The sequence below is a fragment of the Leptolyngbya sp. NIES-2104 genome (assembly GCF_001485215.1).
Classification (GTDB): Bacteria; Cyanobacteriota; Cyanobacteriia; order Leptolyngbyales; family Leptolyngbyaceae; genus Leptolyngbya.
This window is the reverse complement of sequence record NZ_BBWW01000001.1, coordinates 377,570-402,985: the sequence shown is the minus strand read 5'-3', so window position 1 is coordinate 402,985 and position 25,416 is coordinate 377,570. Positions and strand designations below refer to the sequence as shown.

Genomic DNA, 25,416 nt, shown 5'->3' with positions numbered 1-25,416 from the left:
CACCTAGTACTTCTATTCAAGCGAAATCGATCGCAGTTTCAAGTTAAGAAATGATTATGCGCAATCTAGGGAATACTGAGCGCGTACTATAGCCCTGCACAACGATGACCCTTTTTCGTTTTTTGCTTTGCAGCGTTTTGATCTCGGTTTGCGCCCCTTCAGCGATCGCACAACTCGCGCCGGACAACACACTGGGTGCAGAATCGTCGATCGTGACACCTGAAACTTCGATTCGCGATCGCATTGATGGCGGCGCAATCCGAGGCGCGAATCTTTTCCATAGCTTTCAAGAGTTGAATATTCAGACCGGAAGAGAACTCTATTTTAGCAATCCTGCGGGAATTAACAATATTTTTACTCGCGTAACGGGTAGCAATGTTTCTAGCATTGGTGGTGTTCTCGGTGTGGCGGGAACTGCAAATCTATTTTTGCTCAATCCAAACGGCTTTCTCTTTGGTGCAAATGCCAGCTTGGATCTAAAAGCAGGATTGCTCGTCACCACAGCCAGCAATTTCAAATTTGCTGACGGGACAGAGTTTGGCACTACTCAGCCTCAAATTCCGCTCCTCACAGTGAGTGTCCCAATCGGCTTAGGCTTTCTCAATGCTCCGGGTGACATTGCGATCCGGGGCAAGACAACGATTGCAAATCCGTCTGTTATCGGAGATGCGATTCTGGGAGGAACGACATTAGAGCTACAGCCCAATCAACCATTAATTTTGGCAGGTGGCAACATTGTTCAAGATGGCGCGATCGTGTCTTCTCGCGGTGGCTCGATTGCTTACGGCAGCATTCAACAAGCGGGAACCGTGACGCTGAACCCAGACTGGACACTGGGATTTGATGAAATTCAGAACTTCGGTGATATCACCATTACCAACCTTTCGACCGTACGATCGCAAAATGACACGGTTGCAGGAATGCAGTTTCAAGGACGCAAAATTGCTCTGTCTGGTATTTCGTTCATTTATTCTTACAATCAAGGTGCGGGCAACGCCGGAAATGTCACAATCAATGCAACAGACTCGTTGACCGCCTCAGGCTACACGCCCGAAGGGGATTACTACAGTACGATCGGCATTGTGGCAGATATGGGTGCAACGGGAAGAGGGGGAGATTTAGAGATTGTCGCACCTAAGATTGTAGTAGAGGGAGCGTTAATTGCAGTTCAGACCTTTGATGCAGGGCAAGCGGGCAATCTCTCGGTCAGAGCACGAGAATTAGACCTTTCTCAAGGCTCCCAAATTTCAACCTCGACTTTCGGTGCAGGCTCAGCAGGTGATATTCAGATTCAGGCTACGAATACAATTAAGCTCGATGGCTTTTTCCCCACGTTTGAATCTGAAGCAGGGGGCGGATTCTTTATCTTTTCGACTGCAATCATTGCCACTGTAGAACGAGACGCGACTGGGAATGGTGGAAATATTGCGATCGATACTGGACGATTAACGCTATCTGGGGGGGCAAGACTGGCTGCCTCGGTCGATCCAAATGCCCTCTCTGGAAATGCAGGAAATGTTTCAATTCGAGCGAATGAAGTGACGGTAGATGGAGTCATTTTTAATGAACCCGGAAAGTTCAGCGGGTTATTGGCAGATGTTCAAAATGGCAATGGCAATTCTGGAACACTGCGAATCGATACGGACAGCTTGAGGATTCTTAATGGCGGTCAGATCTCTGCTTCCAACTTGGGAACGGGTCAAGCAGGTGATGTGGTGATCAATGCTCGATCGATAGACATCTCCGGATTTTCTCCAGATCTGAACCTTCCTAGCCGCATCTCTGCAATCTCTGTCAGTGATCTTCCCGCAGGTTCAATTCGGATCAATGCAGACACGGTGAACTTGAACAATCAGGGTACGATTTCGGTGAGTAGTTTGGGGGCGGGCGATGCCGGAAACTTGAATATCAATGCACGGTATTTGAGATTACACGATCGAGCCAGCTTACAGTCTGAAGCTAGAGGCGGAACTCAAGGCGATATCAATTTAACGATCGCAGATGCAATTCTCCTCAGACGCGGCAGTGAAATCACAACGAATGCTTCAGGGGCTGCATCCGGTGGAAACATCAGAATCAACACTGCGAACTTGATTGGATTGGAAAATAGTGACATTGTTGCGAATGCAATTAATGGAAACGGCGGTAACATTCAAATCACAACTCAAAGCATTCTCGGTTTACAACGGAGCGATCGACTCACTTCAAATAGTGATATTTCTGCTAGTTCAGAATTTGGCATTGATGGAAACATTGAAGTAACCAGTCCAGCGGTTGATCCAAATTCAGGCGTGAGCAATCTTCCGACTGAAGTCATTGACCCAAGCCAGCAAATCGCTAAAGGATGCACACCAAATAACAGCCGATTTGTGATCACCGGAAAAGGAGGATTGCCTGAAGATCCAACCGCACGAACAAATCGCGATCGCACCTGGAACGACTTACGATCGCTCAATCGATCAACGCCCGTCCCCGCCCCGCCTCTAGTAGAAGCGACGAGTTGGTCTCGGACGACAAACGGTAAAATTGTACTTCTTGCGCCACAAGCTGGAGCGATCGCAACGTGTTCTGATTCACGCGGGGCACACTGAAGCTTGATGCTCTTACAGAAAACTAAGCTCATGTCTCGTGCCGCATTCTGGTTAATGGGTTGGATGAGTCAGTCACTGATGTTGACCTCGATCGTGCAGGCTCAATCTGTCGTACCTGATCAATCGCTCAATACTCAAGTTCAGATGAGTTCTGATGGTCGAAATTTTACAATCACCAATGGAACCGCAACCGGACAGAACTTGTTCCACAGTTTCCGCGAATTCTCGATTCCTACAGGTGGTTCAGCAACCTTCGATTTGATCAATACTTCCACTGTTTCGAGAATCTTCAGTCGAGTCACAGGCGGAACGCTCTCAAACCTTGATGGAACCCTTCGCACCATCAATTCAGCCAACCCAGTTAGCCTCTTTTTACTCAATCCTAATGGCATTCTTTTTGGCGCAAACGCTCGATTAGAAGTTAGCGGATCATTCATTGCAACCAGTAGCGATCGCATTCTTTTTGCAGATGGCTCAACCTTTAGTGCGGTCAATCCTGATCAGTCTCCATTGTTAACCATCAGTGCTCCGATTGGATTGCAGTTCGGGCAGAACCCCGGAGCGATTCGGGTGCAAGGGAGCGGACACACGATTCAAATCAATTCCATTCTTGCGCCAGTTTTTCCAAGCACTCCAGCAGGTTTAACGCTGCCGTCTCAACAAACCCTAGCGTTAATCGGTGGAGAAGTAGCGTTAGAAGGTGGAGTGCTGACGGCTCCTCAAGGACGCATTGAAATCGGCGCGGTTGATCGATTCACCACAGTCGGGCTTGCTCAAACTTCCAGCGGTTGGCGATTCAATTACACGCCCGATACCGTGTTTCGAGACATTCGGCTTTCTCGTCGATCGCTTTTGGATGCAAGCGGATTTGGCAGTGATGGCATTCAGATTCAAGGGCGACAACTTTCGTTTCAAGATGGCTCTTTTGCTTTTATCGGAAACACGGGACTGCAAGCCGCATCACCGATTCAAGTCACGGCGAGCGAATCGATCGTTTTCGAAGGTGCAGATCCGAGTGATCGAACGGTGACGAGTGGACTTTGGAGCCAGACGATCGGACAGGGAGCAGGGTCTGAAATTGTCGTGTTCGCGCCTCGGCTCACAATGGTAGAACGATCGAGAATTGTCAGCACCACCTTTAGTCCTGCAACGACTGGCGCGGTGCGACTGACTGCACCTGAATCCATCCTCGTCGATGGAAGTAGCTCAGAGGTGTCGCTGGTGCGGGGTGGCGTTTATATCTCTTCGTTTCGCTCCGGACAAGCAGGTTCACTCGAAGTCACGACTCCAACCTTCACGCTGCTCAATGGCGGACAACTTTTTAGCAGCACTTTCGGCACTGGCAATACTGGCAATGTCTTGATCAATGCTGCTGATGTTCGATTGCAAGGGTTCAACTTTGACACGGATGAAAATAGTAATATTGGCATTTCTGCGCTGAATGCTGGAAATTCAGGCAAGCTTGTGATCAATGCCGATCGCGTTTCGGTGTTCGATGGAGCCTCGATCCTCGGTTCAACCTTGGCAGCAGGACGAGCCGGAAGCGTCACGGTGAATGCCACCGAATCGGTTTTAGTCAGCGGTGCCGTGGTAGGACGAGAATTTCTCATTCCCAGCAATATTGGATCATCTGGCAACCTAGTGCCAACTTCACTCCGGCGGTTCTTAGGCTTGCCTTCAATTCCGAGCGGAGATGCCGGAAGAGTCGTCATCAATACGCCATTGCTTCGAGTGACCGACGGTGCATCAGTTCAAGTTCGCAATCAGGGCAGCGGCAACGGGGGGATGATCGAGATTAACGCAGACCGGATTCGACTGGAGAATCAAGGCAAGATTTTAGCGGATACGGCTTCGGGTGAAGGGGGTGAAATTTTGCTGCGATCGACGGTTCTTTCACTGCAAAACAATAGCGCTATCACAACCACCGCAGGCGGAACTAGCAAAGGTGGCAACATTGAGATTGATTCTACTTTTGTGATTCAGCGGGGAAATAGTGACATTACTGCGAATGCGAGTCGTGGACGGGGTGGAATGATCGAGATTTCAACGCAAGGATTGCTGGGTGGAGCCTTTCGCACTCGTCAAACTTCAGACAATGACATTACTGCGAGTTCAGATATCGTTGGATTGAATGGGAATGTTACTATCTCTTCGCCGAATGTCAATCCGAATGCAGACTTGATTGAGTTACCCAGCAATCTGATTGATTCTAATCAGCAGATGGCTCAGGGCTGTAGCTCCGCATCGAATAGTCAGTTTATTGTGACAGGTCGCGGGGGCATTCCTGAGAATCCGACTGATCAACTGATGTGGAGTCGCGTTTGGGTGGATTTGCGATCGGTGCCATCCTCGACTTCTGCGATCGCACCTGTACAAGAGCCTTCTCTGATCGAAGCGACCGGATGGAAACGCGATCGTGAAGGCAAGGTGATTTTAACTGCAAATCATTCCAGCCGTGTATTGCATCCAAATGTCACGTGTGCCGGGTTGCAGAGCGGTCATTAAAAGGGTTTTCTCAGAGTGTCGGACTCATGCTAGGATAACTATTCCGGGAAGTATGGCAAATTGTGCCATATCACTTTGTAATTCTAATAAGGAGTCCTCGGTTTTAGTTATGCTCAAATTGAGATTAAAGCGCTTCGGTAAAAAACGCGAAGCTAGTTATCGGATTGTGGTCGCTCAAAGCACGTCTCGTCGCGATGGTCGTCCGTTGGCAGAAGTCGGATTTTATAATCCGCGATCGGATGAAGTCAGGCTCGATGTGCCTGTGATTCTCGATTGGTTAAAGAAAGGCGCACAGCCGACCGAGACCGTTCGTGATATTCTCTTCAAGAACAACGTGCTTGAGCAATTGAAATCTGAATCTGTCTAAAGCTTGTGAAATCTGCAACTCCTGATTATGCCGGACTGATCCGGTTTCTCGTTCAACCCTTTTTAGAAACGCCTGATGCGCTGCGGGTCGATTGTGAAGTGTTAGCCAATGGATCGCGCATTTGGATACGGATGGCGTTTGAAGGGACGGATAAAGGGCGCGTGTTTGGGCGCGGTGGTCGGAATGTTCAGGCGATTCGGAGCGCGATCGAGGGAGTCGCGGCATCAGTCGGACAAACCGTAAGTTTGGATATTTACGGCAGTGGACAGAATCGGGATAACGACGAGGATCGTCCGCCTCGTACTACTCGCTCTTCACCTCGCCCAGATGCTCCGAAGCGACCGACGAAAAATTAGTATTCTGAAGGCATCTCTTTGTGAGGTGCTTTTTTTAACGGAACAATTGAGCCACTTCACAAGCGAATTCGGGTAGGAGTGGCGAAGTAAGAGTGTCTCCGGGTAATAAGGTTGCAACTAAAACGAGTTGGGCGTTTTCGCGGCGATAGACTTCGAGGCGTTGAGTGATGCGATCGACAATCCAATATTCTTGTACGCCCTGAGTGGAATAAAGTTTGAGTTTGGCAGAACGATCGCGATCTTCGTTGGCTTTTCCCGGTGAAAGGACTTCGGCGACTAATTCTGGTGCACCTTGGAAATGTCCGGCTTCGTCCACGATTTGAGCATAGCGATCGCGGCTTATCCAGACAACATCCGGAGAAACATTGTCGGCATCCGAGAAGATTAGACCTGGCATAATGAACGCCTCACCTCGATCGTGTTCGGTAGACCAGCGATCGAGCACTGCGAAGATTCTTCCTGTGACTTTTTGGTGTTGGCAGTGGGGCGATCGCGTCACGAACAGTTCTCCGTCGATGATTTCGTATCGAATCCATTCGTTATCGGGCATGGCTTCGATGTCTTGAATCGTCCAACGAACGCCGCTTTTCGTTTGGCTCATGGATTTCTAATCGTGAAACTATCTTGATTGTAAATTTTCTCGACTCAATCGCAGATGAAACCCCTAGACTAAATATAGAATCCTTCTTTGGGTATTGCATGGTCGAAACATTTACGCTGCCTTTGCCGAGTCCTGAAAGCGCGATTGCTCTCTCTGGCGTTCAGGAAGATAATCTCAAAACGATCGCCCGCCAGACCGGAGCGACACTCGTGTTACGCGGGCAAGACTTGGTGATTACTGGAACGCCGAATCAAATTGAGCTAATTAAGCGGTTGATCGGTGCGCTGGAATCTTCCTGGAGTAAAGGGCAGGCGATTTCGAGCGTGGATATTCTCACAGCGCGTCATGCACTCGATACGCAGCAAGAAGGTGAATTAGAGACGATTCAGCAGGATGTGTTGGGACGGACGCGGCGTGGGGAAGCGGTTCGGGCGAAAACGTTTCGACAGCGGCAATATATTCAAGCAGTGAGAACGCACGATTTAACGTTCTGTATTGGTCCGGCGGGAACGGGTAAGACTTATTTAGCGGCAGTTTTAGCGATTCAAGCACTGTTATCGAATCAGTATGAGCGCTTAATTTTGACTCGTCCGGCTGTGGAAGCAGGGGAAAGACTCGGATTCTTACCGGGAGATTTGCAGCAGAAGATTGATCCTTATCTGCGTCCGCTTTATGATGCGCTTTACGAATTTGTCGAGCCTGAGAAAATTAGCGGATTGATGGAACGTGGAATCATTGAAGTAGCCCCGATCGCTTATATGCGAGGACGAACTTTAAACAATGCGTTTGTGATTATCGATGAAGCGCAAAATACAACGCCTGCACAAATGAAAATGTTACTGACTCGGATTGGGTTTAAATCCAAAATGGTCGTAACGGGAGATTTGACGCAGACAGATTTACCGATGCACCAGGAATCAGGATTAGCAATGGCGCAGAAGATTTTGAAATCGATCGATACGATCGCATTTTGCACCTTGAACAAAGCTGATGTGGTGCGTCATCCACTCGTGCAGAAAATTGTAGAAGCTTATGAACAGTATGAACGCTGATACGCTCTCGGTTATTTTCAAAGTGATGGGAGCGTCGTTATTAATTGCGATCGCGATTAAATATCTCGCTCCTTTTGTAGAGATTGAACCTACGACCTTTAACGTACTGTTAGCGGTACTATCGCCTACAACCATTCTGGCAACTGTACTTTTAGCTTCTCTAAAAAATGGTTAGCTATCAATTTCCAGATGACTTTGAATGGGGAACTGCAACTTCTGCGTATCAGATCGAAGGAGCCGTGAATCGAGACGGGCGCAAACCGAGCGTTTGGGATACATTCAGCGCAAAGAGAGGAAGTACGCTTGGGGGAGACACTGGCGCGATCGCTTGCGAACATTACGATCGCTACAAAGATGACATCAAATTGATGGCGGAATTGGGCGTGAAACACTACCGTTTCAGCATTTCCTGGTGTCGAATTGTTCCAGACGGACGGGGAGCCGTGAATGAAGCAGGAATCGATTTCTACTGTCGATTAGTCGATTGCTTGCTTGATCACGGAATTACACCTTGGGCGACGTTGTTTCATTGGGATAGTCCGCAGGCGTTGGAAGATCGATATGGGTCTTGGCGCAGTCGGGAAATGGCAAAGGATTTTGCGGACTATGTGAGTGTCGTTGTGTCTCGATTGGGCGATCGCGTTACGAACTGGATGACGCTCAACGAAATCACCTGCTTTACGCACATGGGCTACGACGTGTTAGAAAAGCCGAAACACGCTCCAGGAAAGCGGGTTGGCTCTCGAAAAGAAGTTTGGCAGACTTCACATCATGCGTTACTAGCTCATGGGTTAGCGTGTCAGGCAATTCGATCGAACTCGGTAAAATCCTCGATCGGCTTAGTCGATAACTTTGGTGTCACTGTTCCGATTAATGAATCTCCTGAGAATATCGAAGCAGCAAAGAAAGCGTTCCAATATCACTGTCAGAATGGCGGAATTATCTATCCAGCGTTGACAGGTTCATATAATCCAGCATTTCTAGAACAGTTGAAAAATGATATTCCGGAGATTCAACAAGGCGATCTCGAAACCATTCATCAACCTTTAGATTTTGTGGGGTTAAACATTTACACCGGAACTTACATCAGAGCAGCGGACAATTGGCAGGGCTGTGAATGGATTGATTTTCCATCCCGTTATCCAGGTTTAAATATGCCGTGGTTGCAACTGGTTCCAGAGTCGTTGTACTGGGGAATTCGGCACGTTAGCGAAACGTTGAACCGTCCGGATTTGAAGATTTACATTACTGAAAATGGGTGTGCTGCTCAGGATCAATTGAAATCGTCTGGGGAAGTGTTGGATCTCGATCGCATTCTTTACTTACGTCAGCACCTTCAAGGCGTTCATCGAGCAGTATCAGAGGGTTATCCGATCAAAGGTTACTTTGTATGGAGTTTTCTGGATAACTTTGAATGGGCTTGGGGATACGATCGACGATTTGGCATCACGTATGTCGATTACAAAAATCAGAAGCGCATCCCGAAATCGAGTTATCACTGGTACGCTGAGTGTATTCGCCAAAATCGCGTCGTATGAAAAGATTTCCCTGGATGACGGCAACACTGCTGTTTATCGCTTATGCGGTATTCGGCAAGATTGTGATCTCAACGGCTCATTTGTGGACATCTGTGGCTTCTGCGGCTGGGCTGGGTCTTGTACTGGCGATTATTTTGATGCACCCGCTTACCAGTTCTGAAAAGATGTTGGCGAGATGGTTTCGCTCCGATACGGTTGCTTTTCTCAGCCTGCTTATGTTTGCTGGTTTTGCATCGATTCTGCTCAACTGGTTCAAGATCTTTTTGCCGATCATCATGGTATTGACCGCAGAAGCTTTGGTGCGATTGGATTTGCAAACCGCAGAATACACTCAGCACCAAGCGTTAGGAATTCTCGTTGTAGTGGCTTGGTTGGGTCTGGGACTTGGTTGGCTCATGGCAACTTACGTTTAGAAATTCGCGAACTTGAATTTGCTTTGGATCGCTCTGTTGGCAAAGTGTGGCGATCGTGAGTTGTTTTTTCGGATCAGCATTCTGCTTGCTCAGCTATTGCAAATAAATCTCATTTGATCATAATATAAGCCCTATGCTTATTTTCAATACTCCGCGATCGTAAAGTGTTCGTGGAGAGGCTCTTGTGGCTGAAAGTCCCTTAAGCTCTTGCTTAAAGGCTAATTTTGCAATGCCTTTTTTCTGCTCTTCAGTTTTGGTGTGAGGTACAATTGTGAAGAATTCTCATTTATTACGATCGCTATCAGGAAGTATTTTTCTGCTGATTGCTCCATCGCTGCGAGCCGAAGATCTGACAAACTCTTCAACGCCGAGCCGCGATGCAATACCTCGACTCAGTGAAGTCGATCGTCCTGCCACGACGGTTCAAGACTGGTTATCGCAATCCCCTCCTTTGTCCCAAGCGCCGATCCAAGTCACCAATGTCCGGCTCGATCGAACTGATACAGGGCTGCAAATTGTTCTTCAAACTACAACCCCAACAGCACTGCAAGCGATTCAGAGTGTCGAAGGTAAAACGTTAACGATCGAAGTCGCGAATGTCACACTTCAGCGCCCCTTTCAAGCAGATACTTCAACCGAAACGGTGATAGTGACACAGCTAGAAGCTAATCGCGTTCAGGTACAGGTTATCGGTAAAACGGCTGTTCCAACTGCCACAGTCATTGCTCAGCCCGATCCAATCTCACAGCCTCCTGACGAGAACGAAGAAGAAATTACAGTAACGGGAAATCAAGCTCCGAGCTACCGTGTCCCGAACGCTTCTACAGCAACCGGAACAGACACACCAATCTTAGAAACGCCTTTTTCGGTTCAAGCGATTCCCCAAGAAGTGCTTCGGGATCAGCAGGTGACTCGAATCGAAGATGCACTGAGCAACATTAGTAGCGTGAACTTTGCTGGCACAAATGGAGGACGGGAAGCAAGTTTTAATATTCGTGGCTTTGGGAATCAATTAGGTGGCTCTGTTCCAACTTTGAGAGATGGATATCGGATCTATGGTAGCTTTCAGGCGATTCCAGAAGTTTCCAATCTAGAGCGGATTGAAGTGTTGAAAGGTCCTGCTTCAATTTTGTATGGACAGATTGATCCAGGTGGAATCATTAACTTAGTGTCCAAGAAACCGTTAGCAACTCCATTTTATGAAGCGGAACTTCAGCTTGGAAGTCGTGGGTTGGTGCGTCCTCGGCTGGATATTTCGGGTCCGTTGAGCGATGACGGAAAAGTGCTTTATCGCTTGAATGCAGTCTATCTGCGCGAAGAGAGTTTTCGAGATTTTGACACGGACATCAATCGATTTGCGATCGCGCCTTCCTTAAGTTGGAAATTGAGCGATCGGACTGATCTCAATCTTTCGTTGGAGTACATTCGCAGAGATGAGCCTGCTGATTTTGGTGTCACTCAGTTTGGAGAGGGTGTGGCTCCAATCCCCAGAGGTCGAGTGATTAACAATCCAGACGACTCGATTAAGACTGATTATCTCAGTCTTGGTTATGACCTTGAACATCGATTCAACAATGATTGGAGACTGCGAAATGGTTTCCGATACATTTCCTATGACTACAACTATAGTGTTGTTGCTTTACCGTTCATTGTTGAAGATGCGCTCGTAACTCGGTTCTATGCGGATCAAGATGGACAAGATCGATCGTATTCTTTGTACACCAGCGTTGTCGGCAATTTTAGAACGGGGTCTGTCAGACACACGCTCACAGCAGGAATTGATCTCAATCGCAGTGAGTCTAGAATTTACACGCTATTTGATGCTGAGAATCCTTCAACGATCGATATTTTCAATCCAGACTACGATTTCGTTCCAAAACCAAATCGGTCTGTGATTCCGCTTTTTAGTGATGAAACCGTTACCGGAAATCGACTAGGCATTTATCTGCAAGACCAAGTTTATTTGCTAGATAACTTGATTTTAGTTGCTGGACTCCGCTATGACTCGGTGACTCGAAAGACAACCAACATCGCCACGGATTTAGGCTTAGAGCTTGAAGGTGCTGATTCAGAGCAAAGCGATCGTGCTGTCACTCCGCGAGTTGGGTTGCTTTATCGACCGATTCCAGCGCTCTCTTTGTTTGCAAATTATTCTCAATCGTTCAATCCGAATACAGCAAGCTCAGCAAGTGATGCAATCCTAGAGCCAGAGCGGGGAAGCGGGTTTGAAGTTGGCTTGAAAACTGAGCTATTCAATCAAAGAGTTTTAGCAACCCTAACTTATTTCAACATCACGAAGCAAAATGTTGCAGTGACTGATCCGAACTTTCCTTTATTCTCGATCGCAGTGGGTGAACAAAAGAGCCAAGGAATCGAATTCGATGTCGCTGGCGAAATTTTACCGGGTTGGAAAATCATCGGTTCTTATGCTTATACCGATGCTAAAGTCAGTGACGATACCGATCCTGATATCATTGGCAATCGGTTATTCGGCGTTCCAAAACATAGTGCAAGTTTGTGGACAACCTATGAAATTCGCTCCGGTGCTTTGAGAGGATTTGGATTTGGGGCAGGCATTAACTATGTCAGCGATCGCTTTGGAGATTTAGCAAATAGCTATCAAGTCGGTGACTATCTGATTGGTAATTTAGGCATCTTTTACCGCCGCGATCGCTATCGGTTTGCGATTAATGTGCGAAACATTGGTAACGCAAAATATGTTCGAGCCGCAACGGGCAACGAAGGTGGAATCGAATTTGGCGAACCGCTCACGGTGGTTGGGTCTGTGTCAGTGCAATTTTAATCAGGAGCGCTCTGTATGAAATTAGGTTCATGTTGGACTGTGATTGCAAGTAGCACGATCACGGTTGCTTGTCAGCCAAACGCTATTCCGTCCGCAACTCAATCTGTATCGATCGCGTCTCAGTCAGATTCTTCCTCTGTCGCTCAAGTGATTTCTCCCAATGCTTACAAAGTTCCTTATTTAGGCTACAACGGCACATTCATGCTCAATACTGAACAAGAAAGCTCGATCAAAGATCCGCGCAATCCAAAGCGCATTGGCATCTCAAAAATGGAGAAGATTACCTTTTACAAAGATGCGGCTGGAAAAAGTGCGATCGCTCGAAATTGCCACTACATCTATATGGGCGCGGCTCCTGATCCAAAATACTATCAAGCCTTCAAAGCAACCTGGGATCTGTTTGAGTTGGCAAACGATGAAGACCAAGATCCAAACTGTAAGCGATTCCAGTATCTAACACTCACTGCACCGCATGATGAGCCGATTCATATGCACGTTCGCTACGGCAATGATCAATCTAGCTTTGCCACATTGTTGAGAATGAGTACGAACGAGGAGAATGCTGCTCAGTTTAGTCCGTGGTTTGCGACCTATTGTGGGGGCGGCAAAACCAAGTGTGGCAAAGGATAAAGGAGCAGACATCATGAAATCCTTCCGAAACACCATTTTTACAGTTCATCGTTACCTGGGCTTGTTTGTCGGCTTGATTCTGGTCGTTGTTGGTTTAACAGGTAGCTTGCTGGTCTTTGAGCATGAAACTGATGATTGGATCATTCAACAACGTTTTGGGCGTGTGATTCATCAAGAACAAAGGCTTTCCATCGGCGCGATCGTCGAAACCGTTCAAGCCACTTATGCCGATCATCCAGATTGGAAGATTGCACAGGTGCAAATGCTTCCGAGTCAGGAATTTTATACTGTTCGGTTGAATCGCCCAGATCAGACTCAGTGGGAAGTATTTGTAAATCCATACATTGGATCTGTGATCGGAGATCGACAACGAGAAACCGCATTGTTCAATCGTGCCTTAACGCTGCATTACCAATTGTTCGCAGGCGAAATCGGCATGAAAATTGTTGGAGTTGCAGCATTGATGCTCTGTGTTTTAAGCCTGACTGGGATTGCGTTGTGGTCAGGTTGGCGCAAGTTTTTTCTTGGATTCGAAATCAAGTGGAATGCTCATCCGAAACGAGTTCACTACGACATTCACAAAGTAGCGGGCATTGTTACGGCGGGATTTTTGAGCGCGATCGCATTGACTGGATTTTGCTGGAATTTCTACGAGCAAACAGAACCACTGATCTACGCAGCAACCTTCACACCGAAACCACCAGAAGTGCAATCCACTGTCACGAAGAGTAAACCTCTAAGCTTAGATGAGATCATTCGTCGATCGAACACTGCACTTCCGGGTGCGGTGAATACGTTTGTAATTCTGCCGTCTAGTCCTGATGGCGTGTTTCACATTTTTAAGAAGCTGCCCGAAGACCGCGAAGACTTTATCAGCTCTGTCAAGCTCGATCAATACAGTGGAAAAGTTCTACAGGTCAAAGATAGCCGCACTGCAAACCTCGGCGATCGAGTTCTCAATGCGTTCACGCCGATTCACTATGGTACATTTGGTGGCTTACCGACTCGGATCTTTTATGTGTTTGTTGGATTCGCGCCGACAATTCTAATGATCACAGGATTCGTCATGTGGTGGTATCGTAAGCGCAGAAAAGCTACGCTCAGTCCAACAATCGTAAATCGTTGATTGGATGAAGGTTTAGCGATCGTAAAACAATCGAGCATCTAAACTGCCTTGATCGCGCAAATACCGCACGACTTGTTCCGCCTCACGCTGATTTGCAAACGGACCTACAGCTAAATGCAAGCCACGAGGACGATCGCGAATTTGTAACAGTGAGGAACTGACACCCAAACGAAGCGCCCGTTCTCGATATTCTTGCACCTCGCGCTGACTGCCCGGAACGATCGCGTAATATCCGCGTTGAGCGTTGCCAAATTCCGGCGATCGACCTGTAATTCGCGAATCAATCCCCTGAGATGCCAATCGTGAAACCTGAAAACGTGCTTTCGACTCATCGCTAAACAATCCAGCCTGAATCACTCTGCGTCCGCCAAAATTTTGAATAAACGCATCGGGTTGAATCGATCGGACTTGCTGTAACAAAAATGGGCTATCGCTATCGACAATCACCCGATATCCACGACTAACTGGATTTCCACCGGGATCGATTCGTGGTGCGGTGTAAATCCGCTCATCTGGAGAAGTCACTGGAACATTTGGAATCGGAGCAGGTGCGACCGGAATCGGTGTGACCGGAACGTTTGGAAGGGGCGCACTCGGAACGGGCGGAACATTCGGGGGCGGGGGTAATCTCTGAGCTTGGGCAAGATTGACCTGACCGAATCCGAAGAGTAATCCAACTGCGATCGTGTTTCCAAATCGTTTCAATTGAACTCGCATAGATGCCCGTCACGAATAAGTTGGGGTCAGTGTACCATGCAGCGTCTCGATCGTTTCACCTTTGCAAATCTGCTCAATTCGATCCGCAAATTCACCCCAAACCGCTAGAATGTTACTTAACTTCACAATTTACTGAGAGGCTTGGATTTTGCAATCTGCTTATCTCCTCGTTACGCATGGAAGCCGAGATATTCGCCCTCAGATCGCGATCGATCAGTTGCGCGATCGTATCGAACAGCGTTTATCTGTTCCCGTTGGAGCTGCCGTTTTAGAATGCGCCCCAACCGAATTGCATGAACAGATCGAAGAGTTTAGCCGCCAGCACCCAACCCTTTCAGAAATTAAGATTGTGCCGCTATTTTTGTTGCCCGGCGTTCATGTCAAAGAAGACATTCCGGAGCAAATTGCGATCGCTCAATCTCGAATTCATCCAAAACTTGAACTGTTACCCCATTTAGGGAGTCATTCGGGAATGGTCGAAGTTCTCGCTTCACGGATTTCTCAAATTTCCGCAGATGCCCGAATTTTGATGTCTCATGGCAGCCGTCGCACAGGTGGAAATGCTCCGATCGACAACATCGCAAGCGCGATCAATGCTGTTTCTGCTTATTGGTCAGTTGAACCAAAGCTAGAAACGCGAATTTTAGAATTGAAACAGCGAGGATGTCAGAGAATCGCAATTCTGCCGTACTTTCTCTTCTCAGGCGGAATTACAGACGCGATCGCTCAATCCATCCAAACTCTGTCTGAACAACACCCTGATCTAACGCTGCAATGGCTCACCCCGTTTGATTATTGTGAAGATTTGGTGCGATTGATTCTTGAGTTTATCGCGGTGCAAACTTCAGCCGAATTGCTAACGCGATCGAGCAAATAACCGCATATTCTCAAATTAAACAGGACAAGCTTTACAATCTTCTCAACTGTCATGTATCGAAAGTAGCAATTTTTATCGCTCAGACTCGTTACCGTGAGAAACTCAGTTCTCACCCGTTGTCCTCATTTCTCCCTTCATGATGAATTCAACAGATCCAGCTTGTGTCGGTAAGGTCTATTTAGTTGGTGCGGGACCGGGCGATCCGGGTCTCATGACCTTGAAAGGAAAAGCATTGCTCGAAACTGCGGATGTGGTCGTTTACGATGCGTTAGTCAGTGAGCCGATTTTAGCGATGATTAACCCGATCGCAGAAAAGATCGATGCGGGAAAACGTCGTGGGCGGCATTCAATGGCACAAGACGAAATCAATCAATTGTTAATCGACAAAGCCCATGAAGCCGCGATCGTGGTGCGCTTAAAAGGCGGCGATCCGTTTATCTTCGGGCGTGGTGGCGAAGAAATGATGGATCTGATTGCAGCAGGTGTTTCCGTCGAAATGGTTCCAGGCATTACTTCTGGAATTGCGGCTCCAGCTTATGCGGGAATTCCGTTAACTCATCGATCGTATAGTTCATCGGTAACATTCGTAACCGGACACGAAGAAGCTGGAAAGTATCGCCCTGCCGTGAATTGGGGCGCGATCGCTCACGGTTCAGAAACGATCGTGATTTACATGGGCGTTCACAATCTGCCTGTGATTATTGAGAAGATGCACCAAGCGGGAATGAGTTTAGAAACCCCGATCGCGATGGTACGCTGGGGAACTCGTCCAGAGCAGCAGGAATTGATCGGAACCTTAGCAACCATGCCTGCACAAATGGAAGCCGCGAATTTTGGAGCGCCAGCGATCGCGGTCATTGGTAACGTTGTGAATCTACATGAAATTTTGTCGCAGTGTCGCCCTCAATTTCTAGAAGTCACCCATCAATCGATGTAACTATTTTCCAGCCCTCAAAATCTGTTCAGTAGTCAGTTGCAGGGCTGGAAACGTTGGGGAAAAAACGCGATCGCTTCCCTGAAACCGCTTTACTTCATAAACACCATCGACTAGTGAGTAAATACTAACTGTCGGGCGCTTAGGAGAGCCAATATACTTCGCTGCTCCAAACGGATCAGGATCAGCAATCCAGTATTCTCGAATGCCTTTGGTTTGATACTCGGTTACTTTTTCTCGATAGTCTTGCAGTGCAGTACTATCGCTAATCACTTCTACCACTAACAGAGCCGCGATCGTTAAGACAGCAGTTTGATCAAGACTATTTGAAATCACATCGAAAGGCACGATCGATATATCTGGTAATCGCGAAGTATCTTCAGCCGTTTGCTGTCCAGAACCTTGCACAACGATCCAAGAATGTCCAATCCGAGCAATTTCATGCTTAAAGGATGTGGCTAGATAGTCAGTAATCAGGAAATGTATCCAAGTTGGCGGAGTCATAAGCTGCAATTCTCCCCGAACCAACTCATAAGGCTCTTGGCTAGTTTCACAAAACTTTAGGTAGTCTTCAAAGGACAGTTTTTTCGCTGCAATGTTCATGTGATTTCACCTCGCTGCGGTAAGCTCATCATATCAAACAGAAGCTTTAGCATACGACAAACATTTCGAGCAAGCAGGGTTCGTCGCCTTGCTTCGATAACTCATAAAATAGAGCTTTACTCTCTATGCAATCGAAGTCGAGTCAAAATTGATTGAGTTTTATGTTGAAGAAAGCGGGGAGCGCATCGATCGATATCTCGCGGATCAGCTTCCGGATCTATCGCGATCGCGCATCCAAAAATTAATCGAACTCGGTCACGTTCAAGTCAATGGCGAACTCTGCAAATCCAAAAAAGCCGAAGTCGAAGATGGCGATCTAATTCAAATCGAACTTCCAGAAGTCCAACCGCTTGAACTTGCACCAGAAGCGATTCCTTTAGATGTTCTCTACGAAGATGATTCGCTGATTATCCTTAATAAACCTGCTGGAATGGTAGTGCATCCTTCAGCGGGACACGAATCAGGAACTTTAGTGAATGCTCTGTTAGCACACTGTGAAACACTACCAGGAATCAATGGTGTGCAACGTCCCGGAATTGTTCACCGATTAGATAAAGATACAACAGGCGCGATCGTGGCTGCCAAAACCGAACAAGCCTTTCATCATTTACAAGAACAATTCCGCACCAAAACCGCACGTCGAGACTATTACGCGATCGTCTACGGCGCACCGAAACAAGAGAGCGGCACGATCGATCAACCGATTGGGCGGCATCCGGTTGATCGACAAAAACAAGCGATCGTGCCTGAAGAAAAAGGTGGCAGACATGCGATCACTCACTGGCAAGTCAAAGAGCGATTAGGAAATTACTCGCTCCTGCAATTCGAGCTAGAAACTGGAAGAACTCATCAAATTCGAGTTCATAGCGCTTTTATCGGGCATCCAGTCGTAGGCGATCCGGTTTATAGTTCTGGTCGATCGATTGGTGTAAACCTTCCTGGACAAGCGCTTCATGCGTGGCGACTGCAATTAATTCATCCGGTCACTGAAGAATGGATCGAAGCGATCGCGCCTGTTCCCGCTTACTTCACCACACTATTAGAAGTATTGAGAAAGCGATCGTAGAGAGTTTGGGCACTCTACAGCAGAATTAAGCTCAAGGTGTCGGAATGAGAACTGGTGTACAACGCGGAAAACTCGTGAAATGGAACGACGATCGAGGATTTGGCTTTATTCAGCCAGAAGATCACAACGAAGAAGCATTTCTACATATTTCGGATATCGATCGATCACCGCAAGTAGGTGACATCATTCACTATCAAACAATACCCAGTAAAAATGGGAAGCCTCGCGCTTGTTTTGCCACCATTCAAAGCGCGATCGCACCACAGCTACCTCAACTCAAGCCAGTTTCGCCAAAATTAGTTTTGGAAGTCGTGCCACTGGCACTCATACCAATCATAGGTTCGATCCATTTCACATTCACTCAAGCGAATCCAACTCCACTCATTCTTTACCCTGCAATGAGTGGACTTACTTTTGTCCTCTACCATGAAGATAAGCTTCGCGCTCAACAGCGAAAGTGGCGCTTCTCAGAAAATACACTACACCTCTGCGAATTTTGCGGCGGATGGTTAGGCGCTTATGTTGCTCAACGTCTCTTTCGCCATAAAAGTAGCAAGCCCTCCTATCAATTTGAATTTCGTGCGATCGTCGCTGTTCATCTTGTCGGTTGGCTGGCTTGGTTCCTTCTGAAAGCGAAATAGAGACGTTCCTTTCTAAGATCCTCCTGTTAGAGTATCCGGGTCAATGCCAAGCTCACGCAGTTTTGCAGCAAGGATTTCTGCTCGTTGCCGCTCTTGTTCTGCCTGTTCTGAACTCCAAAGCAACAAATTCCCCTCGCTGTCCCACCAGCGGAGTCAATTCGTTCGTTGACCTAGCCGTTCACCGTTCCAAATTCCCAGGAATAGCTGAAGTTCTGGAATCCAAAACCGCCCATCTGCGTTCGCTGCCTGAATTTGGTAGCGCTGATCCTGGAGACAGCGAACCTCTAGACTCAACTCATATGGATCGTAAGTCACATAAGTTGGGACTTGCAGAATTTGTTCGTAGTAGTGCAACTTGCCATAAGGGGGAGTTGAGCGGATTGAGAGTTCGCCCCCGTCTTCATTTGAAAGAAATTCCATCACGACCGCGACGGGAGCACCCTCTAAATTTGGGGTGTAGCTGCGTCGAATGACAGTTTCTGCAATCGGCTGAACTTGTGGAACGTAAAACCAATCGGGAGCTTTGACCACAATCTTTCTATGAACTGAGGCAACGATACCAAAGTTAGAGCCGATTAGCGTTTCGGGCTGAATGCGATCATTGGCTCCTAACGCATCGGTGAGCGCGGCAGCGAGTGCGGGTTGTTGAATGTTTTCCGCAGGGTCATCAGGGAGAGGATAGTCTTCGGGTAGCGGCTCCCAAGTCACGATCAATTGTTGAGGAGTTTGGAGAACCATAGCATTTTCAACTTAGATACTCCTCATCATATTAGAACGGTGCGTAGTTCACTGAGAAATACAGTCCGCGTTCTTGCAGCGATCGACGTTCGCCACCCGTGGAAGTCAGCGGGATTCCCCAATCGAGTCGCACCGAAACGCGATCGCTCTGTCGCCAAATCAATCCCAGTCCTGCACCGACTAAAGTATTTGAGCTTGGAGTATCGCTACCAATGTTCCAACCTGTGCCAACATCGATAAACGGCGCGAGTTGGAAGGTTCCAAGACTGCGCGATCGCACAACGGGAAAGCGAAATTCAGCCGACATTAATGCACCACTGTCAGTCAAGAGTGCATCTTGTCGAAATCCTCGTACGGTAAGCTGTCCACCGATGCCAAATTGTTCGAGCGGAACGAGCGAATTGCCTGAAAGTTGAACATCACCCCGCACTAAAAATACAGTTTCAGGTGCGACTTGACGGAGCCATTGACCTTGACCGCGCCACGAGAAAAAACGACTGTCCGGAGCATTCTCGTTCACAGTGGCATTTAGCCAATTCAGACCGAGACTGAACTGCGATCGTAAAGCAAAAACGTGCTGTGTACTGCGCTGAGTATACTCCTGGAAAAAGCGCAATGCAGAAACTTTCGTGCGTCCTTCTGAATCGGCTCCGGGTGAGAGCGGGAAGCCACCAATGTTATCGAGTCCAAGGGCGGTTTGGCTTTCTTGGCGGGAGAACAGGAAGCCGATCGCGAAATCAGTTGAGGTGCGTTGGATCAGAGGCTGACGAAAACCGAGTTCGTAATAGCGCGATCGAGATTGGATATCTAATACCGTAAAAGGTTCTTCGATCACATTGTTGCGACCGGAACCATAGCTTAACCAAACTGCACCATTTCGGGCGTTGATTGGAACGGTGTAGTTTAAGTCGATCGTATTGCTGCCTCTCGTATTCGAGTAGGCGAAAGTCAGCGCGTCTCCAAATTCGAATAAGTTACCTTCTCGCAATTCGAGCTTACGGCGGAAACTGCCAACACTGGGCGATCGACCATTATCGAATGAAGTGCCAATGCTAAAAGTATCGGCTTCTCGAACCTCAACTTGAAGCAAGTTTGTGCCGGGACGGACTCCCGATTGCAGATCCGCAGAAACATTGCTAATTCTCGGATCGAGTCGGAGTTGCTGTAAGTTTTCTAATAATCGAGAGACATTTAATGGCGCTCCAACTCCGAGTTTGATGCGATCGCGAATATATTTCGGATTCAATCGGTGGTTTCCGGTCACTTTAATGTCTTCGAGTGTGCCTTCTACGACTTGAACTTTCACCACGCCATCTTCGAGCGTTTGCGGTGAAATCATTGCTCCTGTAGTTGTATAGCCTTGATCGACATAGAGTTTCGTAATTGCCGATCGCGCTTCGAGCAATTGAGCGAAGGTTAAATCTTTTCCGACAAAGGGTGCGGTGACGGCTTTGAAATCTTCGGGTTTGAAGCGGGTGCTGCCTTCGACTTCAAAGCGATCAACGCGAAATGTTCCGGTTGCCACTTCGGTTGTTTCTGGTAGTTTCGGAGCAGGGAGCGTCGAAGTTTCTAGAACAGGTTTTGGCTCAATATCTTTTAGTTTGAGCGGTTCGGCAGTGAGCCTGCCTGTGAATTCACCAAGATTTGCGGCAGGATTGGCGAATGCGGGAGATTGAATTCCAATGCCAGCGAGTGCTAATAAACCAAGCGTCCAGGGGGTTTTGGGAGACATAGAAATGACCTGAAGTTCGATCGAGATATTGGCAGTGTTCCCTGGACAAATGGCGAAGAATCAGCACTGATCGGTGCGATCGCGCTACGATCGATTCCACGAATTTTAAGAAAGGAATCATGGCGCAAAATAAACTTCCTCAGTCGGGCGGTGGAATGGCAGTCGTGCAATATTGGGCGGAGCAGACTTTATCGCCCGATGGTGTCAAAATTTGGCAGACGCTATTTCATAAAAGTGCGTGTTTGTCCTGTGCTTGGGGAACTGGGGGGCAGAAAGGCGGCTTTGTGAATGAGGATGGGGAAGTGTTGCAGCGGTGCGCGAAGAGTGTGGAAGCGATCGCATCGGAGCTACAACCTGCAACGACGTTTGAACAGGAATATACGATCGAGCAATTGCAAGCTTTAACTTCTCAAGAGGCGAATAATCTAGGGCGGTTGAGCCATCCGCTGATTTTGAGAAAAGGGAGCAACCGATATGAGCGCATCAGTTGGGATGAAGTGTACCGGATTGCTGAGAAAGCGTTTCAGAAAGCACCGGAAAGAGTCGCTTCTTATAGTTCTGGTCGATCGTCGAATGAGGCGGCGTATCTCTTGCAATTAATGATGAGAGCATTTGGCTCGAACAATTTAGCGGATTGTTCGGATCTGTGTCATTCTGCTTCAACCGTTGGATTGAAGGATATGTTCGGGTCGGGCACATCAATGGTGAGCTTAGAAAGTTTGAAGCAAGCGGATTGTGTTGTATTAATTGGATCGAATGCGCCTGCGAATCATCCGCGATTGATGAATGAGTTGATTCAATTGCGCGATCGAGGTGGCAAGGTGATTGTTGTAAATCCAGCGATCGAGGTGGGTTTAGTCAAATTTGGCTCTCCCGCTTTTCCGATTAAGTTGATGCTCAGTGGTGGTTCTGAGATCTCCTCACTGTACTTACAACCGATTCCCGGTAGTGATGTTGCATTGTTTGTCGGATTGCAAAAAGCATTAATCGAGCAGAATTTAGTAAAACAGGACTTTCTCGAAGCTCACACGGAACAATGGGAATCTGCGATCGAGTATGCAAAGTCAATCTCTTGGGAAGTCATTACAGAAGTTTGTGGTGTTGCTAAACCTGAGATTGATCTAGCTGCAAACATGATTGGAACTTCTAACGGAGTGGTGTTTGCTTGGGCGATGGGTGTGACTCAGCAAGCCAATGGAGTTGATAACATCTATAGCATTGCAAACACCGCTTTAATCAGTGGCAATGTCGGCAAAGAAGGGGCAGGAACAATGCCGATCCGGGGACATTCCAATGTTCAAGGCTTCGGATCAATGGGAGTCACGATTCGCCTCAAGAAAGAGATTCAACAAGCATTAGAGAAATTACTTCAAAAGCCTCTGAGTCGAGTTCAGGGTTATGATACTCGCGCCTTGATTGAAGCCGCAGATGCAAACGAAGTCGATACTTTGATCTGTTTAGGTGGCAATCTGTATGCTGCAAATCCAGATTTAGCTCAAACAAAACGCGCTCTTGGCAACATTGAAACAATCTTCTATGTTGCAACCAAGCCGAATTTAGGACATTTTCACGGGCTTGCTGAACACAATACGATCGTCATTCCTGTACTAACGCGATTCGAGAATCCGCACAAAACCACGGCTGAATCGGGCAATAACTTTGTGCGATTGAATGATGAGGGGCAAACGCATTTGAAAGATGCCGAGTTAATTTCTGAAGTGGAATTTTTGACTGAGATTGCCGATCGCATTCTCCCCAATTCCTTAGTTGAATGGCGCAAACTTCAAGATACAAAATACGTGCGGAAATTGATTGCTCAGACGATTCCGGGGTACGAGAAGATTGGCTCGATCGACGAAACCGAAGAGGAATTTACGATCTCGAATCGCGTCTTTACAACGCCTCAATTTCCAACCCCAACCGGAAAAGCTTCGATGTTCGTCACATCTTTGCCAGAATTGAAAATACCGACCAAAGCTGATTTTGGTCTATCTGAATCAACTCCCGGAATTGTTCTAATTTTGGGAACCGGACGAAGCTACACGCAGCACAATACTGTGGTGTACAAACCTGGAGATAAATACCGCGCTATGCCCCACCGGAATTGTATTTGGATAAATCAGGAAGATGCAGAACGAGCGGGATTCCGAGAGCATCAACGGGTGACTGTTCAAGGAGATGCTGGAAAGATCGAAGATGTTGAGATTATCTATGGAACAATTCGCTCGGGGGCTGCAATGATGTTTTACCCGGAGGTGAACGCGATTTTTAAGGCGAAAGTTGATCCGCGATCGGGCACTCCAGCTTATAAGCGCGTTCCGGTTGTGGTTTATTGAAGTTCCTGCGCTTCGTTGCGAGTCCGCCCCGGAATAGAATTCGGGGCTAACAGTGCGAAGTCCCTTCAAGACTGACAGCGAAAATTACTTCATTGCACCCATTGTATTCTTCCAGGAAAGCTCTTTACAAAGAACGATTAGCGCCCGTTCTTCGGCTCCCTGGAAAAGTTTTGTCTCGATCAATTCCTCTAAAACCTGATGGGTTAACTGCGCTGAAAAGGTTCCACCACAATGTAGTAGATGACTGTAATAGCAAAACTGCGATCGACCCATTTTATTCAAATGAAAATGGTAAATCTCTTCCCAAGTCATTTTCTGCACTGGCGTATTGACCGGAACCACTACCCGCGGAATTCCCTGAACTCCATAAGGTTTGCCGTTATAAGTGTCTAACTCACCCACTAACACAGTCCAAAGCAATGTCCGAACTTCTTGAACTTGATCCGGTGTGAACAATGGATCAGGCTCACTGGTCAATCGAATTCCAGTATTGAGAAACAGCGGATTGAATAGCTGTGAATTGTAAACGATGCCGACTGCCCAATGTCGTTGGCTTCCACCGCTTCGCGGCTCGTCTTCTAGTTTCACAAACGTGCCAAAGCCATAGTCATCGGGCAGTGGAGCCTGAGCAAAATCCATCGAGTCATCCACTTGCACAATGTAATCACAATGCGAATTTGATTTAACTACTTTTCCTAATCGCATGACTATCACTCCGCTAATTCACTCGCATTTTACAGTGCTGCGAGTTTTTGTACTATTAATTTCATCACGATTCATCCCCAAATTAAATTTTCAGCTAAGTCCCCAAAGTTGATAGAGTGAAAAACGGATGATTTTTACAGGAACGCGATCGATGAATGCAGACCCCGTAACATTAATGAAGCAGCAAGTCGGCTATGCGGCAGCAGCGAAAGTCCAGTCCAATTCAATCGTGGGATTGGGGACAGGTTCGACGACAGCTTATGCCATTCAAGCGATCGGAGAACGATTACAGTCGGGTGATCTGCAAAATATTAAGGGAGTTCCAACTTCATTTCAAGCGATCGTTCTCGCTCGTCAGTTCGGAATTCCGTTAACGACCTTGGACGAAATCGAAAAGATTGATATTGCGATCGATGGGGCTGATGAAGTTGATCCGCAAAAGAATTTGATCAAAGGGGGCGGCGCGGCTCACACTCAAGAAAAGATTGTCGATAGCTTAGCGGATCAGTTCATTGTGGTAGTGGATAGTGGGAAGCTCGTCGATCGATTGGGTTCGACATTTCTCCTACCCGTTGAAGTGGTTCCGATGGCAGTGACTCCGGTAATGAAAGCGATCGAGAAACTCGGTGGTAAGCCTCAGTTGAGAATGGGCGTGAAAAAAGCGGGTCCGGTTGTGACTGATCAAGGGAATTTAGTGATTGATGTGAAGTTTGATCAGATTGATAACCCGGCTGAACTCGAAAAGACGCTGAACAATCTGCCGGGAGTTCTAGAAAATGGCTTATTCGTCGGCGTTGCTGATGTGATTATGGTCGGGGAAGTCAAAGACGGTCAGCCAAGCGTAAGAGAGTTCTAGAGCTAGTTTGATCAGTCTTTTCGCTTCGTTGCTGACTCGCCCCGAATTCCATTCCGGGGCTGACAGTGTGGTCATTGAACGGGACTGAAGATAGATTGCGATCGCGTCTATGGTTTCTGTAAGCGCGTTGCTAGCTTGCTCGCATTATGGGTAGTTAAGGGCGCGAAATCGGAGTTTCACTCGGTATAATTGTCCAAATAGGAGAGTTATCCGGTTTAGAATCGGGATA

At 47.4% G+C, this 25,416-nt stretch carries 23 protein-coding genes; 17 read left to right on the top strand and 6 right to left on the bottom strand.

All coding sequences use genetic code 11. The features are described 5' to 3' along the window. The first annotated feature begins 104 nt into the window (after window positions 1-104). The 4 genes from NIES2104_RS01955 to NIES2104_RS01940 all read left to right on the top strand — a co-directional run bounded on the left by NIES2104_RS01955 (window position 105) and on the right by NIES2104_RS01940 (window position 5,819). Entirely contained in the window at window positions 105-2,591 is a 2,487-nt protein-coding gene (locus tag NIES2104_RS01955; protein ID WP_058995251.1) for an S-layer family protein, read from the top strand. A 30-nt stretch (window positions 2,592-2,621) separates the two neighbouring features. Continuing rightward, a complete protein-coding gene (locus tag NIES2104_RS01950; protein ID WP_058995248.1) occupies window positions 2,622-5,096 on the top strand; it encodes an S-layer family protein in 2,475 nt (824 codons plus the stop codon). 109 nt (window positions 5,097-5,205) lie between these two features. Further along, entirely contained in the window at window positions 5,206-5,463 is a 258-nt protein-coding gene (gene rpsP, locus NIES2104_RS01945; protein ID WP_058995246.1) for a 30S ribosomal protein S16, read from the top strand. A gap of 5 nt (window positions 5,464-5,468) precedes the next feature. Beyond that, entirely contained in the window at window positions 5,469-5,819 is a 351-nt protein-coding gene (locus NIES2104_RS01940) for a KH domain-containing protein (protein WP_058995244.1), read from the top strand. Window positions 5,820-5,853: 34 nt separating this feature from the next. Here NIES2104_RS01940 and NIES2104_RS01935 read toward each other — a convergent pair whose 3' ends face one another. Next, complete coding sequence (locus tag NIES2104_RS01935) at window positions 5,854-6,420, bottom strand: Uma2 family endonuclease (RefSeq protein ID WP_058995242.1); 567 nt, start codon at window positions 6,418-6,420, stop codon at window positions 5,854-5,856. 98 nt (window positions 6,421-6,518) lie between these two features. On the opposite strand from NIES2104_RS01935, the gene NIES2104_RS01930 reads away from it, so the two are divergent. From NIES2104_RS01930 to NIES2104_RS01900, 7 genes are all read left to right on the top strand, one after another. Further along, window positions 6,519-7,472 (top strand): PhoH family protein, encoded by a 954-nt coding sequence (locus NIES2104_RS01930; protein ID WP_058995240.1) that lies wholly within the window; start codon window positions 6,519-6,521, stop codon window positions 7,470-7,472. Beyond that, a complete protein-coding gene (locus NIES2104_RS01925; RefSeq protein ID WP_058995237.1) occupies window positions 7,453-7,647 on the top strand; it encodes a hypothetical protein in 195 nt (64 codons plus the stop codon). Before NIES2104_RS01930 ends, NIES2104_RS01925 begins: the two co-directional genes overlap by 20 nt. Next, the gene (locus NIES2104_RS01920; protein WP_058995235.1) at window positions 7,640-9,010 is read left to right on the top strand and encodes a GH1 family beta-glucosidase; all 1,371 of its coding nucleotides are present in this window, start codon (window positions 7,640-7,642) and stop codon (window positions 9,008-9,010) included. The genes NIES2104_RS01925 and NIES2104_RS01920 overlap by 8 nt, the downstream gene beginning before the upstream one ends. Beyond that, the gene (locus tag NIES2104_RS01915) at window positions 9,007-9,423 is read left to right on the top strand and encodes a hypothetical protein (RefSeq protein ID WP_058995233.1); all 417 of its coding nucleotides are present in this window, start codon (window positions 9,007-9,009) and stop codon (window positions 9,421-9,423) included. Before NIES2104_RS01920 ends, NIES2104_RS01915 begins: the two co-directional genes overlap by 4 nt. 271 nt (window positions 9,424-9,694) lie before the next feature. Continuing rightward, the gene (locus NIES2104_RS01910; protein WP_058995231.1) at window positions 9,695-12,226 is read left to right on the top strand and encodes a TonB-dependent siderophore receptor; all 2,532 of its coding nucleotides are present in this window, start codon (window positions 9,695-9,697) and stop codon (window positions 12,224-12,226) included. A 15-nt stretch (window positions 12,227-12,241) separates the two neighbouring features. After that, the gene (locus NIES2104_RS01905) at window positions 12,242-12,856 is read left to right on the top strand and encodes a hypothetical protein (protein ID WP_058995229.1); all 615 of its coding nucleotides are present in this window, start codon (window positions 12,242-12,244) and stop codon (window positions 12,854-12,856) included. Between the two features lie 13 nt (window positions 12,857-12,869). Then, window positions 12,870-13,982 (top strand): PepSY domain-containing protein, encoded by a 1,113-nt coding sequence (locus tag NIES2104_RS01900; RefSeq protein ID WP_058995228.1) that lies wholly within the window; start codon window positions 12,870-12,872, stop codon window positions 13,980-13,982. A 12-nt stretch (window positions 13,983-13,994) separates the two neighbouring features. On the opposite strand, the gene NIES2104_RS01895 is transcribed toward NIES2104_RS01900, so the two are convergent. Further along, window positions 13,995-14,699: an SPOR domain-containing protein gene (locus NIES2104_RS01895; RefSeq protein WP_058995226.1), complete on the bottom strand. Its 705-nt coding sequence runs from the start codon at window positions 14,697-14,699 to the stop codon at window positions 13,995-13,997. A 148-nt stretch (window positions 14,700-14,847) separates the two neighbouring features. On the opposite strand from NIES2104_RS01895, the gene NIES2104_RS01890 reads away from it, so the two are divergent. Together NIES2104_RS01890 and cobA are read left to right on the top strand one after the other, a co-directional pair. Next, on the top strand, window positions 14,848-15,576 hold the full coding sequence (locus NIES2104_RS01890; RefSeq protein WP_058995224.1) for a sirohydrochlorin chelatase: 729 nt from the start codon (window positions 14,848-14,850) through the stop codon (window positions 15,574-15,576). A gap of 136 nt (window positions 15,577-15,712) precedes the next feature. Continuing rightward, window positions 15,713-16,513, top strand: coding sequence for a uroporphyrinogen-III C-methyltransferase (cobA, locus tag NIES2104_RS01885; protein ID WP_202815021.1), 801 nt, complete (start codon window positions 15,713-15,715; stop codon window positions 16,511-16,513). Here cobA and NIES2104_RS01880 read toward each other — a convergent pair whose 3' ends face one another. Then, complete coding sequence (locus tag NIES2104_RS01880) at window positions 16,514-17,113, bottom strand: Uma2 family endonuclease (protein WP_058995222.1); 600 nt, start codon at window positions 17,111-17,113, stop codon at window positions 16,514-16,516. Window positions 17,114-17,261: 148 nt separating this feature from the next. Here NIES2104_RS01880 and NIES2104_RS01875 point away from each other — a divergent pair, with 148 nt between their 5' ends. Beyond that, complete coding sequence (locus NIES2104_RS01875; RefSeq protein ID WP_058995220.1) at window positions 17,262-18,179, top strand: RluA family pseudouridine synthase; 918 nt, start codon at window positions 17,262-17,264, stop codon at window positions 18,177-18,179. Window positions 18,180-18,223: 44 nt separating this feature from the next. Beyond that, window positions 18,224-18,820 (top strand): cold shock and DUF1294 domain-containing protein, encoded by a 597-nt coding sequence (locus NIES2104_RS01870; protein WP_058995217.1) that lies wholly within the window; start codon window positions 18,224-18,226, stop codon window positions 18,818-18,820. A gap of 153 nt (window positions 18,821-18,973) precedes the next feature. On the opposite strand, the gene NIES2104_RS01865 is transcribed toward NIES2104_RS01870, so the two are convergent. Both NIES2104_RS01865 and NIES2104_RS01860 read right to left on the bottom strand, forming a co-directional pair. Next, window positions 18,974-19,558 carry a Uma2 family endonuclease gene (locus NIES2104_RS01865; RefSeq protein WP_339375054.1) on the bottom strand — a complete coding sequence of 195 codons (585 nt, stop codon included), beginning with the start codon at window positions 19,556-19,558 and terminating at the stop codon, window positions 18,974-18,976. Between the two features lie 31 nt (window positions 19,559-19,589). Continuing rightward, window positions 19,590-21,290 (bottom strand): ShlB/FhaC/HecB family hemolysin secretion/activation protein, encoded by a 1,701-nt coding sequence (locus NIES2104_RS01860; protein ID WP_058995215.1) that lies wholly within the window; start codon window positions 21,288-21,290, stop codon window positions 19,590-19,592. A gap of 119 nt (window positions 21,291-21,409) precedes the next feature. Between NIES2104_RS01860 and NIES2104_RS01855 the strand changes: the two genes are divergently transcribed. Further along, window positions 21,410-23,626: an FdhF/YdeP family oxidoreductase gene (locus NIES2104_RS01855; RefSeq protein ID WP_058995214.1), complete on the top strand. Its 2,217-nt coding sequence runs from the start codon at window positions 21,410-21,412 to the stop codon at window positions 23,624-23,626. 84 nt (window positions 23,627-23,710) lie between these two features. On the opposite strand, the gene NIES2104_RS01850 is transcribed toward NIES2104_RS01855, so the two are convergent. Beyond that, the gene (locus tag NIES2104_RS01850; RefSeq protein WP_058995212.1) at window positions 23,711-24,331 is read right to left on the bottom strand and encodes a hypothetical protein; all 621 of its coding nucleotides are present in this window, start codon (window positions 24,329-24,331) and stop codon (window positions 23,711-23,713) included. A gap of 151 nt (window positions 24,332-24,482) precedes the next feature. On the opposite strand from NIES2104_RS01850, the gene rpiA reads away from it, so the two are divergent. Beyond that, complete coding sequence (gene rpiA / locus NIES2104_RS01845) at window positions 24,483-25,187, top strand: ribose-5-phosphate isomerase RpiA (protein ID WP_059001512.1); 705 nt, start codon at window positions 24,483-24,485, stop codon at window positions 25,185-25,187. Window positions 25,188-25,416: the final 229 nt, after the last annotated feature.

What these genes read in the sequence shown, in the direction of transcription:
- NIES2104_RS01925 (WP_058995237.1), top strand. Translation starts at nt 7,453, where the DNA reads ATGAACAGTATGAACGCTGATACGCTCTCGGTTATTTTCAAAGTGATG.
- NIES2104_RS01935 (WP_058995242.1), bottom strand. Translation starts at nt 6,420, where the DNA reads ATGAGCCAAACGAAAAGCGGCGTTCGTTGGACGATTCAAGACATCGAA.
- NIES2104_RS01895 (WP_058995226.1), bottom strand. Translation starts at nt 14,699, where the DNA reads ATGCGAGTTCAATTGAAACGATTTGGAAACACGATCGCAGTTGGATTA.
- NIES2104_RS01865 (WP_339375054.1), bottom strand. Translation starts at nt 19,558, where the DNA reads ATGGTTCTCCAAACTCCTCAACAATTGATCGTGACTTGGGAGCCGCTA.
- NIES2104_RS01955 (WP_058995251.1), top strand. Translation starts at nt 105, where the DNA reads ATGACCCTTTTTCGTTTTTTGCTTTGCAGCGTTTTGATCTCGGTTTGC.
- NIES2104_RS01905 (WP_058995229.1), top strand. Translation starts at nt 12,242, where the DNA reads ATGAAATTAGGTTCATGTTGGACTGTGATTGCAAGTAGCACGATCACG.
- NIES2104_RS01860 (WP_058995215.1), bottom strand. Translation starts at nt 21,290, where the DNA reads ATGTCTCCCAAAACCCCCTGGACGCTTGGTTTATTAGCACTCGCTGGC.
- rpiA (WP_059001512.1), top strand. Translation starts at nt 24,483, where the DNA reads ATGAATGCAGACCCCGTAACATTAATGAAGCAGCAAGTCGGCTATGCG.
- NIES2104_RS01855 (WP_058995214.1), top strand. Translation starts at nt 21,410, where the DNA reads ATGGCGCAAAATAAACTTCCTCAGTCGGGCGGTGGAATGGCAGTCGTG.
- NIES2104_RS01850 (WP_058995212.1), bottom strand. Translation starts at nt 24,331, where the DNA reads ATGCGATTAGGAAAAGTAGTTAAATCAAATTCGCATTGTGATTACATT.
- NIES2104_RS01920 (WP_058995235.1), top strand. Translation starts at nt 7,640, where the DNA reads ATGGTTAGCTATCAATTTCCAGATGACTTTGAATGGGGAACTGCAACT.
- cobA (WP_202815021.1), top strand. Translation starts at nt 15,713, where the DNA reads ATGATGAATTCAACAGATCCAGCTTGTGTCGGTAAGGTCTATTTAGTT.
- rpsP (WP_058995246.1), top strand. Translation starts at nt 5,206, where the DNA reads ATGCTCAAATTGAGATTAAAGCGCTTCGGTAAAAAACGCGAAGCTAGT.
- NIES2104_RS01930 (WP_058995240.1), top strand. Translation starts at nt 6,519, where the DNA reads ATGGTCGAAACATTTACGCTGCCTTTGCCGAGTCCTGAAAGCGCGATT.
- NIES2104_RS01915 (WP_058995233.1), top strand. Translation starts at nt 9,007, where the DNA reads ATGAAAAGATTTCCCTGGATGACGGCAACACTGCTGTTTATCGCTTAT.
- NIES2104_RS01870 (WP_058995217.1), top strand. Translation starts at nt 18,224, where the DNA reads ATGAGAACTGGTGTACAACGCGGAAAACTCGTGAAATGGAACGACGAT.
- NIES2104_RS01950 (WP_058995248.1), top strand. Translation starts at nt 2,622, where the DNA reads ATGTCTCGTGCCGCATTCTGGTTAATGGGTTGGATGAGTCAGTCACTG.
- NIES2104_RS01900 (WP_058995228.1), top strand. Translation starts at nt 12,870, where the DNA reads ATGAAATCCTTCCGAAACACCATTTTTACAGTTCATCGTTACCTGGGC.
- NIES2104_RS01880 (WP_058995222.1), bottom strand. Translation starts at nt 17,113, where the DNA reads ATGAACATTGCAGCGAAAAAACTGTCCTTTGAAGACTACCTAAAGTTT.